Here is a 2036-nt window from a genome sequence, read left to right as displayed (position 1 = left end):
CGGCGATCGAAGCGGTATGCGATTTCATGGAAACACGCTGCAATGAAAAAATTCGTATCATAAAAGACATCGCAGCAGCAGCTGCAGGGATAACTATTTTTACATGGATTGTCGTTTTATTGATCGAGTTCATTAAAATCCTTCCTCATATTACCGGCTAGGAGCGCATCAATGTGTCTTATTTTAACGTTTGCCCTCATCGTCGCAACCCTCTCATTTTTTTCTCAAGGACTTCTCCCCCATGCGATTATCAGCGGATTGCTTGCTTCTCTTTCACTTTTCTTCTTTATCCGAAAGCTAATCTTTAACGGACGATGCATTTTTGGAAAAGAGACCGACTGTAATAAAAAATTAAGCTAATATACTCATAATTCGATAATAGTTATTGTTTTCAGGAGTATGTTGTGTATTTAATTTGGGAAGCGTTTTGGGAATTAAGTGTCGATATGGGTGTCTATATCCTTTTTGGTCTTCTGGCCGCTGGGATTCTGCACCAGATTATCCGTGAAGAGTGGATTCAAAAACATTTAGGTTCCGATACCCACGGCTCGGTATTCAAAGCAGCCCTATTTGGTGCACCCCTTCCTCTGTGTTCTTGCAGTGTCATCCCCTTTGCAGCGGCTTTACGGCGCAACGGTGCTTCCAAAGGATCGACCCTCTCCTTTTTGATTTCAACGCCGATCACGGGTATTGATTCGATACTCGCGACCTTTGGGATGTTTGGATGGGTATTTACCTTCTACCGCGTTTTCACTTCGGTGGTCATAGCGATTGCCGCCGGCGTCCTCATGACTATCTTTGAACCGCAAAAAACTCTCAAAAAAGGGTTTACTTTTACTGCTACCGCTCCCAAAATCACCCCTATGAGTAAAACTGAAGAGAAAAAGCCCTTTTCTTTCGTAGCTATTTTTGAATACGGTCTAGTAACACTGTTAGGAAGTTTCAGTAAACCTCTCTTTTGGGGGCTCTTAATCGGTGCGTTTATCACAGCCGCTATCCCCTCCAATCTCCATGAGCTTTTTAGCGATAATCTCTTATTAGGCTACATCATCGCCGTTGCGATTGCCACACCGATGTATGTATGCGCGACCGCATCACTTCCGATTGCGGCATCGCTCATCCTCGCCGGAGTTTCACCGGGTGCCGCTTTTGTCTTTTTAAGTGCAGGCCCTGCCACCAACAGCGTTACTATGGGAGTGGTAAAATCCCTATTGGGTATGCGCGCTTTAGTGATTTACCTCTCTGTGATTGTCATAGGAAGTATACTTTTTGGTGCGCTCATCGATATGGGGTTTAATACCCTTTCCATCACAATGAATGTCAATTTGCAAGAGGAACACGGAATCGTGGAAGAATCTGCAGCCGTTCTAATGCTGGGGTTAATCGGATGGCATCTTATTCGCGGATTATTCCAGAAAAAAGAGAAAAGTTGCAACGGAGGTTCATGCTGCTCATAAATAGCCACTAAAACTTTGTCCGCTATAATGGCGGACTTATTTTTCAGGACCCTTTATGAACGAAACCCTTCTCATCCTCGCCGTCGCATTGGCAATGGACTCTGTCGCCGTCTCCATCGCGATTGGATCAAAATACAAAGATCTTTTACTCTCCAAAGCCTTTTTTACAGCAGCTGTTTTCGGATTTTTTCAAGGGGCGATGCCTCTGGCTGGGTATTTCATCGGAATCAGTTTTGCAGAATACGTTCAGGCATTCGATCACTGGATTGCTTTCGTTCTCCTCGTAGGTCTTGGGGGAAAAATGCTTTACGAAGCGTACCAAAACGAGTTTGACGAAGAGGTGACCGATCTCTCCGCTAAAACGCTCATTACCCTTGGGATTGCAACGAGCATCGATGCTATGGCGATCGGGGTGACTTTCGCTTTTTTGCAAACCGATATCTATAGTGCGGCAGGTGTCATAGCGCTGGTCACATTTGTACTCTGCGTCGCGGCCGTCTATGTCGGAAAGAAATTGGGTTCATTGCTGGAGAGTAAAGCGGAAATGTTGGGAGGGCTTATCCTAATCGGATTGGGAAC

Annotated in this window: 4 protein-coding genes; all 4 read left to right on the top strand. The window is 45.1% G+C overall.

Annotated elements, in window-relative coordinates:
* Positions 1-5: 5 nt before the first annotated feature.
* The gene (locus A2517_RS11990) at positions 6-161 is read left to right on the top strand and encodes a diacylglycerol kinase (RefSeq protein WP_367187987.1); all 156 of its coding nucleotides are present in this window, start codon (positions 6-8) and stop codon (positions 159-161) included.
* A gap of 10 nt (positions 162-171) precedes the next feature.
* Positions 172-360 (top strand): hypothetical protein, encoded by a 189-nt coding sequence (locus tag A2517_RS04795; protein WP_294894682.1) that lies wholly within the window; start codon positions 172-174, stop codon positions 358-360.
* Positions 361-404: 44 nt separating this feature from the next.
* Entirely contained in the window at positions 405-1457 is a 1053-nt protein-coding gene (locus tag A2517_RS04790) for an SO_0444 family Cu/Zn efflux transporter (protein WP_294894680.1), read from the top strand.
* A gap of 55 nt (positions 1458-1512) precedes the next feature.
* Positions 1513-2036: manganese efflux pump MntP family protein (locus A2517_RS04785; RefSeq protein ID WP_294894678.1), on the top strand; the 524-nt coding region annotated here is incomplete at its 3' end.

Source organism: Sulfuricurvum sp. RIFOXYD12_FULL_44_77 (genome assembly GCF_001830725.1).
In the GTDB taxonomy this organism is placed as follows: domain Bacteria; phylum Campylobacterota; class Campylobacteria; order Campylobacterales; family Sulfurimonadaceae; genus Sulfuricurvum; species Sulfuricurvum kujiense_A.
Note: the sequence above shows the minus strand (reverse complement) of the source record. Positions and strands in the feature narration are given on the sequence as shown.